This window comes from Yoonia sediminilitoris (assembly GCF_003058085.1).
GTDB classification, from domain to species: Bacteria; Pseudomonadota; Alphaproteobacteria; order Rhodobacterales; family Rhodobacteraceae; genus Yoonia; species Yoonia sediminilitoris.
The window spans coordinates 1-7,859 of sequence record NZ_QBUD01000033.1; the positions used below are offsets into that span (position 1 = coordinate 1).

General features: G+C 51.7%; 8 protein-coding genes. 3 read left to right on the top strand and 5 right to left on the bottom strand.

Annotated elements, in window-relative coordinates:
- Positions 1 to 127: 127 nt before the first annotated feature.
- The 4 genes from C8N45_RS22640 to C8N45_RS22650 all read right to left on the bottom strand — a co-directional run bounded on the left by C8N45_RS22640 (position 128) and on the right by C8N45_RS22650 (position 3,782).
- The gene (locus tag C8N45_RS22640; RefSeq protein WP_108389287.1) at positions 128 to 481 is read right to left on the bottom strand and encodes a hypothetical protein; all 354 of its coding nucleotides are present in this window, start codon (positions 479 to 481) and stop codon (positions 128 to 130) included.
- A gap of 391 nt (positions 482 to 872) precedes the next feature.
- Positions 873 to 1,217: a hypothetical protein gene (locus tag C8N45_RS23080; RefSeq protein ID WP_133176039.1), complete on the bottom strand. Its 345-nt coding sequence runs from the start codon at positions 1,215 to 1,217 to the stop codon at positions 873 to 875.
- A gap of 336 nt (positions 1,218 to 1,553) precedes the next feature.
- Positions 1,554 to 2,513, bottom strand: a complete 960-nt coding sequence (locus C8N45_RS22645) for a DUF808 domain-containing protein (protein ID WP_108389289.1) — start codon at positions 2,511 to 2,513, stop codon at positions 1,554 to 1,556.
- 144 nt (positions 2,514 to 2,657) lie between these two features.
- A complete protein-coding gene (locus tag C8N45_RS22650; protein ID WP_108389291.1) occupies positions 2,658 to 3,782 on the bottom strand; it encodes an NAD(P)/FAD-dependent oxidoreductase in 1,125 nt (374 codons plus the stop codon).
- Positions 3,783 to 4,225: 443 nt separating this feature from the next.
- On the opposite strand from C8N45_RS22650, the gene C8N45_RS22660 reads away from it, so the two are divergent.
- The 3 genes from C8N45_RS22660 (at position 4,226) to C8N45_RS22670 (ending at position 6,987) form a co-directional block, all read left to right on the top strand.
- On the top strand, positions 4,226 to 4,867 hold the full coding sequence (locus C8N45_RS22660) for a DUF5671 domain-containing protein (RefSeq protein WP_108389297.1): 642 nt from the start codon (positions 4,226 to 4,228) through the stop codon (positions 4,865 to 4,867).
- Positions 4,857 to 5,291, top strand: coding sequence for a hypothetical protein (locus tag C8N45_RS22665; RefSeq protein WP_108389299.1), 435 nt, complete (start codon positions 4,857 to 4,859; stop codon positions 5,289 to 5,291). The genes C8N45_RS22660 and C8N45_RS22665 overlap by 11 nt, the downstream gene beginning before the upstream one ends.
- Positions 5,292 to 5,916: 625 nt before the next feature.
- Entirely contained in the window at positions 5,917 to 6,987 is a 1,071-nt protein-coding gene (locus C8N45_RS22670; RefSeq protein WP_147271852.1) for a GlxA family transcriptional regulator, read from the top strand.
- A 668-nt stretch (positions 6,988 to 7,655) separates the two neighbouring features.
- Here the strand turns inward: C8N45_RS22670 and C8N45_RS23490 are convergent.
- Positions 7,656 to 7,859, bottom strand: a 204-nt coding sequence (locus C8N45_RS23490) for a hypothetical protein (RefSeq protein WP_168769582.1), incomplete at its 5' end; no start/stop codon positions are given.

Genomic DNA, 7,859 nt, shown 5'->3' on the forward strand with positions numbered 1-7,859 from the left:
GGCTTTCCGTCCATTCTTCGAACGGCAGGTTGCTTGTGATGAGTGTTGAGACACGCTGAGCAGTGTTTATCTTCGAGTGACCTGCACGATTCTGTGTGATCGGAACGCCGCTTACTGTTCTCCAACCTCAGTGATGAGACAATTGCATTTCGGTTCGTTTCATCACTGCATCGCACTGCCGCTGGGCGTGCAGAAAGCTGATCAAAATCGAGGGTTCGACCATCGGTGACTTGTGCACCGATACACCGATGATCCGCCAAGCCGTCAACAGCGCTTCAAAAAAGTGTCCTACCGGCGCTGATGGTCTCGATAGCGACAAGCCCATAAGCTTCCCAACGTGAGGCATGATGACAGCGTCGACCTTACGGTAGGCCTCTACCGGATTGGATGCCATGCCAGCAAAAAGAATGCGCGGATCGCCTTGTGCAAGCGCGCGCAGGGCTGTTTCTTCTTCGCCTTCACCGAATATTGTAAGCCGCAAGTTGGCATTGTTGCTCTTGCGGAAGGCCTTGGTTAATCCCCCATATCTAATGGGTCCCAGCCGTAGAATTCACGCGGCTGTTTTCAGTTTCATGGCGGGTGTGACTTCGGGCGCATTGACGGAACGTATTTTTTTCGGCCGTTCCATTGCGGGCGTTGAACCTGGACCAGACCAGCATCTCTTCTTTCGGTCCTTCTTTGGTCGAGTTAGGGATCCAAGGGAATTTCTTAACTAGGACGAAGGACAAAGCAGTCTGGCAAGGTGCTAGCTACCAGGGGCGGTGGGCCTGATGAAAATACGCGGTCACGCGAAGCTTATAGGAGGCGGCAGCAGCGCTGGCGCCCGGTTTGATGCCAGACAAGTCATCTGACTTGGTCTTAACTGAGCACTCTCAGCCTTTGATTGTGTAGACTTGCGACTGGCTTCCGTCACGACGTTGGAAAACCACCTGGTCTCCTGTTATAGCTGGTGTACTGCAAAACTCGCTGCCAGCGAGGCGTTCGGGAGTTGTGTAGGTGCTGCACACCTCGGTGGCAGTTGCACTATATTCACCTGCGATCGGTTCACCTCGAATCTCACCACCCACCGTTCCATCAGGCGAGAAGGTAAACACATCACCACTGGCAGAGACTAGACTCTTGCCATAAAATTGGTCGACAACGCTAGATGATGGTTCTGTCGCGCATCCAGCAAGTGCAAGTGTCGCCAACGTAGCAGCCGCAAAATGATTTTTCATGAAATCCCCCTAAAAACCCCGACAATTGAAGAAAAACGGCACCCAATAGGCACAGATACTCATGACATCACATAAAGATCTCCCTAAGTAAATGGTTCGTGCACTCGTTGCTGAAAACTGGATTTGCATATGCAAGCTAGCTACCTATTTGGATCCATAAGCGCTGACGTCAGACAGTTTTCGGACACGTGATTTGCAGTTACTGCTAAAAACACAGGTTCCTGCAACCTTGGGTAGCAATGCGACATTGAGAAACCTCAATCACTTGCTCAGGCAACCTTTGCGAAAGGTTGATCCGAGGGACAAGCTCGAAGCCAATTCGTAGGGATAGAACAGTCAGTTCTTTTCAGGAAATAGCCATCCCATGCCAGGCGCCACAACTCTGGTCACAAACGGTATCAGCGCTGATCCAACAAGCAGTCCAATAATTCCGTCAAGACCCGCTGTCACAGACCAAGTGACAAAACCTGAGGCCGACCCAACAAAATCTGATACGATCAGGGCTGCGTCATTGATAATGTCGTAAGGAATATGCCAACCAAGATCATGCAGCCCATGTACGATGATACTGCCCCCCACCCAGAGCATTGCAACTGTGCCGACAGAGGCAATCACCATCATCACCGAAGGCATCGACCTAACGATTTTGCGCCCTACCGACCGGGTAACAGAAAGTCGGCCTTTCGCGCTGAGCAGAACTCCGAAATCATCGGCCTTCACCAGTAGAGCCACTGCGCCATATACGAGCGAGGTGATGCCAATTGCCACCGCGGCCAGCGCCGCCGCTTGGATCCAGATGCTATCAATACTGATCTGGGAGAGAGAGATAGTCATGATCTCTGCTGAAAGGATGAAATCAGTCTTAATTGCACCTTTCACACGTTGCTCTTCTAGATGTGCCGCATCCAGCGTCTTTGCCTGTTGGGGCCCATGATCCTTTTGGCCCGCGAATAAATGCCAAACCTTCTCAGCTCCCTCAAAACAAAGATATGCACCACCTATCATCAATAACGGCGTCAACATCCATGGTAGAAAAGTCTGCAACAGCAAGGCTGCAGGCAAGAGAATAACTAGCTTATTGAAGAAGGAAGCACGTGCGATTTTCCACACGATGGGCAATTCACGCGCCGCAGGCAAACCAGTGACATATTTTGGCGTCACCGCTGCGTCATCTATAACTACCCCAGCAGCTTTCACCCCAGCCTTACTGGCCTGAGCCGCGACGTCGTCCAATTGCGCAGCAGCAAGCTTTGCAATCGCAGCCACGTCATCCAAAAGGGCTAATAATCCGCTCATAACTGTCCTTGCAACACAGTAACTTGAGAAAAATATGTGAGTTTACGTTTGAAACACACTCAGTCGACGTAGTCTTGGACCCAGATCAACGGCTCCACAGTTCATCGCCACAGTGTGCTTCAGGTCATCTTGGTGCATTTCTTATTAACGATTGAACCAACGGTCTCTCCGCGTATCGTCGAAGCCCTGCTTAAAGGTCTTCCCGGCAATTGAAGGCGGATGGTAAATCGCTTCAAGCTTCGGCCCGGTCAAGAAATCAAGCTCTGCGTAGCTGACACGGCCGTCTCCATATTCAACGATGCAAGTGCCAGTGCCTGTGTTGCGCTCCACATTTGCACCCGAAAGTTTTGCCAGTATTGACGTAGATACCGACCGGGCAGCACTTTCCGCAAATGTTCCGGACTTGGGCAATCCAGTCGCAGCCATATCCCCGATGGCGTAGACATCTGTGAAACGTGTTTCCAACGTCGGCAAATCAATTGGAACCCAATCGTCTTCAGTCAGCCCGCTTTCAATGACGACTTTCGGTGGCTGATGTTTAGGCACCCCGAGGAACAGCGAAAACGGAAGTTCTGTCCCGTCATCAAGCACTGCCATACTCGGCTCGAGCCGGACGACTGTGCGCTGCCGCAACAGGCGGATACCAAATTCCTCAAACGAGTTCATCAACGCCTGCGCCATCTCTGCTGAAGCGGGCATCGGGCTGGACAGAGGTGAAACGAAAGTAATGTCGCAATCCTCGCGGATGCCGCGTTCTGTCAGGTAATGATGAAGTGTCAGCGCACACTCGCTGGGTCCGGGAGGGCATTTGTAGGGGAATCCGCAAATCCCCACAACAATTGGTCCGCCCGTAAATCCAGGCAGAAGAGTGCGTAAGCGATCTGCTCCTTCGTCGGAATAGAACTCGTTCCCATGTGCGGTAAGGCCCGGCGTCGCCTCCATGTCATAATCTGCACCAAGCGCAATCACCAGATAATCGGCTTCATAGGTGCCACCATCCGTCGTCACACGTTTGGCCTCCGCATCAATTGAGGTAATCGTCTCCTTCACAAGACGTATGCCAGGCTTAATGAATGATGCGTAAGACAGTCCAACTTCATCAAGCGTTGTCTTCCCGAACATAACGTCAATTCTGGAATATCCAAAGACGAAACGGTCTCTTTTGTCGATGACAGTCACGTCAGCTTTTTCACCCAAGGCTTCTGAAAGCAGGGTTGCCAGTTCCATACCGCCGAAGCCCGCACCAAGGATAAGAACTCGAGATTTCATTTGTTGCCTTTCTGAAAATGACCGTGATTAAAAACATCAAAAGAACTACTCGGTCACTTCGTGGCTAGTCTTGTAGGACACAGAATTTCTTAATCAGGCGTGGGATGATGATAGCGAAAGTAAGCCGCATTCGGATTGCTAAGTCAATCACAGTCGATAAGGGGGCAGCAGCGGCCAACATGTCGACGACGTCGAAAGCCGCTGTTCGTGGACGACAAGGCAAGAAGTACCCCGAATTTTTTTGTTATCAGAGTAACGACAACACAGTCTTCCAACACACTAACTCGACACAGTCTTCAACCACGTCCCACATCTTGATGAAAGTCAATTGGAAAAAAGGCCGCGCAGATAGGGTCTGATGACAACGTGCCAAACGATGAGCAGGTCATTTTGAAGGTGACCCCGTTTTGCCCGCGAGAGAATGGCATGATGGAGGTGGCAAAATGCAAGCAAAAGATCCGGTGGGGCAATTTGTCCATGATGCTTTGGTGGCAGATCGGTCCCGCGAAGAAATCCGCGCAGCCTTGGAGCAAGCAGGATGGTTCCGCGATGAAATCGAGGACGCAATTGGGCAATATGCAACGATTGACTTCAAGCCGCCCATTCCTGTGCCGCGCCCGCAACCTACGGCGCGCGATGTTTTTATTTATGCAGTCCTATTTACTGCGCTGACATACACAGCGATTTATCTGATCACACTCGTGCACGCGATACTTGATCTAAGAATGCCGGATCCAGCTGATGCTCCTTATATCGAATTCAGGGCAACCGAACGCATGCGGTGGGCGATTGCAACCTTGCTTGTCGCGGCTCCGGTTTATTTATGGATGTCGCGCTACGTCCACCAACGCGTGGAAAAAAATGCGAGAGCCCGCCGCTCGCCGGTACGTAAATATCTGACATACATCGCGTTATTTGTCTCGTCGATGACATTTTTAGGGGATGCGACCTATCTCATTTATGAGTTTTTGCAGGGCACAGCGACTTTGCGTTTCGTGCTTAAGGCGGCAACAGTTGGTATCGTGACCTTAGGCATATTTGTATTCTATCTGCGTGATGTGGAGTACCTGAAAGGTGAAAAATAAAGTGTTCTATATCGGAACGGCGGCGGTGGTTCTTACGGCGATCATTATCGGCTTTTTCACCGTTGGCGGCCCGAATACTGCCAGACAAGACATGTTTGATATGCGCCGCTACGAAAACCTGCGACAGATTGCAACAGCACTACATTGCACAAACTGGCGGATCTTGCAGCCAGTGTTACCTGACAAACTGGATCTGGAAAGTATCCGCGCGTATTGTGGAGGGGTTCAAATGCAAGCTGACGTCCTTGTCGATAACGAGACCAACATTCCCTATGCATATACCCGCATAAGCGAGACCGAATATTCGGTTTGTGCGTCGTTCTATGATGCGCACAGAACTATGCGTTTGAGCTACCAGGGGGATCCAAGATTGGATGGGTCTTTCAACCCGGACACCGGCTGTTTCACAGGGCGTGTGCGCTAGGCTAGAACTTAGCGCCTATAATCAGGTTGTATTCGATTACAGGTCGCCAGGAACCAAGGCAAAGCCACCGTTTCAAGCAATTTGACCGAGAGCAACGTGGGTCTTACTTTCAGCGCAAAACTCTGGCCCTCAGTGGTAGAAACTTGGGTAGCAGAGCAAGGTCTGCAAAGGCATCAATGGCACGGACAGGACTGTTCTCATCAACATAAGCGTCCAGACATTCGGGCAGCAACATCGTCTGCTACCGGTCCAGACCCTCGATAAATTGCGCCATCAACAACCCCCGTACCGAATACAAAAATTATACCATCAGTCCGGTCAAAATGAGGGAGTTTTCACACAGCCTCCGGACTTAGCAGACATTGGAATCGGGGCAAGCTGGCGGTCTCTCATCAGCGGTCCGCCGGGCCCAAGATAAATCGCTGAGTTCCACACCTTTTCCGAAACTCTGCATTTTTCGGCTCTACTTTGCTGGTCAACTTTCCGACCGTCTGTTCTTGAAGCGACCCCCTTCGAAAAGATAAGCCATTCACGTCCAAAAAACAGTTCCCAAACCTTGTTCATCAGATCCGACCCTCCTGTGAAACACGAACACATAGAGGTTTGGTGACATTTCTGGTTGGGCGTGAGAGGCAAAAAGACTAAAACGGAGCCAAATTCACCACTTTTGGTCAACTCGCCCATGCCATTGTCAGTTCAGATCGTCGCAACTCCACAAACCAGCGCGTCCAGTGTTTTTGGTTTATATGACACGCTGGTCGCTGCAGGCCGGGACTGGGAACACCTGGTGAGCGGCGATGAGCCTGAGCCAGTGTTTGACGTCAGTCTGGTTGGCCCGAATGTTGAGGGGTTTCGATGCGGAAGTGGAGTGTGGATCGCGCCAGATCAAGCATTTCACGACGCTGACAGCGCCGATATTGTAATTGTGCCCGGGCTGACGCTTTCACCGCACGAACGGCCTGACCCCGATCAACACCCCTGCTTGTCTTGGCTTGCTGAACGCGACATGGCCGGGACACGGGTGATGTCAGCCTGTACGGGAGCAGTCTATTTGGCGGAAATAGGTATCCTGGATGGGGTCGAAGCTACGACGCACTGGGCTTGGGAAGGCTTGTTCCGTCGGTACTATCCGGCCGTCCGACTACGCACCGACCGCGGCCTTTGCTTTTCCGATGCGTCCCGCGGCCCCGTTACGTCGGGCGGGACAACCGGATGGCAGGAACTTGCCATGTTCCTAATTGCGCATTACGGCGGCACACAAAGGGCAGTTCGGGCCGCAAAGGTCTGGCTTATGGCCAACCGTGGCGAACTTCAGGCTCCGTTCACGTCGTTGATCACCACCACGCCTCACGCCGACACGGTCATTGCTCAAGTCCAGGAATGGATCGCCGATCATTACGCGATCGATAACCCGGTTGGCGAAATGACAGACCGTTCCGGATTGCCGCCCACTACATTCGCGCGACGCTTCCGCAAAGCGACCAACAAGTCGCCGCAAGACTATGTTTTAGCCTTGCGAATTGAAGAAGCACGGCAGCTGCTTGAAACCACCGATATACCGATAGCAGATGCTGGAGAGGCAGTAGGTTATGTTGATACGCCGTCGTTCAGAAAGTTGTTCAAGCGCAAGACCGGACTGACTCCTGCGGAACATCGTAAGATGTTCGGCAAGTCACGGTTCTCGAACTATTCCTGAAGAGCCACGTTCCAAATTGGCGAGTTTCCTGTCCGCATCGGGCTGATTTTGTTGAAAAACCCTTCTTGATTTGAGCGTCATCGGCTGATTCAATTTCCCCACGAAAGTCGGGGATTGAGCGATGATGGGACCAAAGCAGGAAGCACAAGCGGCGCTGTATTATGAGGTCTCGCTCGAGGATCATGTTCCACAAGACTGTTGATTGTCACTGAGAACTGACCCGGTACCCGAGCCAAGAAAACAAAATCTCCGCAGCCATCCGGCGGATCACGCCACCCCTGCGCCGCATGGGGAGTAGACGACAGATTCACCCGCCAAGGCCCATCCGGCGAGCGCGTTCTCAAGATAGAAAGACTGTAAATGATCGTCAGTATCGTCAGTCTTGCTGTTCACTGACGATACTGACGATCAAATTAACTTTGTAGGGAATGAGGCCCATTGCTGCGAACCGTCTATCCCATAGCGCTGCAATACAGCTTCACCAGAGCGGCCTTTCGTGCGTCGCGCAGCAATTTCGGCGGTCGAAGGGCCGAATTGCGGGACATTACTGCCGCTCTTCGCAAGTCTTTGAATGTCCGCTGTACCTATTTTTTGCGATACCAAAGGGAGTGAATCAGCTAATTAATACTCGATGGAACGCACTTTCAAACCGTGCTGTTTCGCGGAACTCAATCAGGCTTCAACTGACAAAGAGAAAACGAAGAAGCGTCAAGTTGTTCTATGGGAAAGTCCATTGCCTCAATACTAAGGCCGAGCGCTGCAATGTAGTCGCCGATACGCGCGCTACCATAAAGGTGATCTAGCACGGAAAAGCCCTGGTCAGAAGCAAAGTCGGATACTTCGTCGGGAGCTACGTTGAACAGGAACGGTTC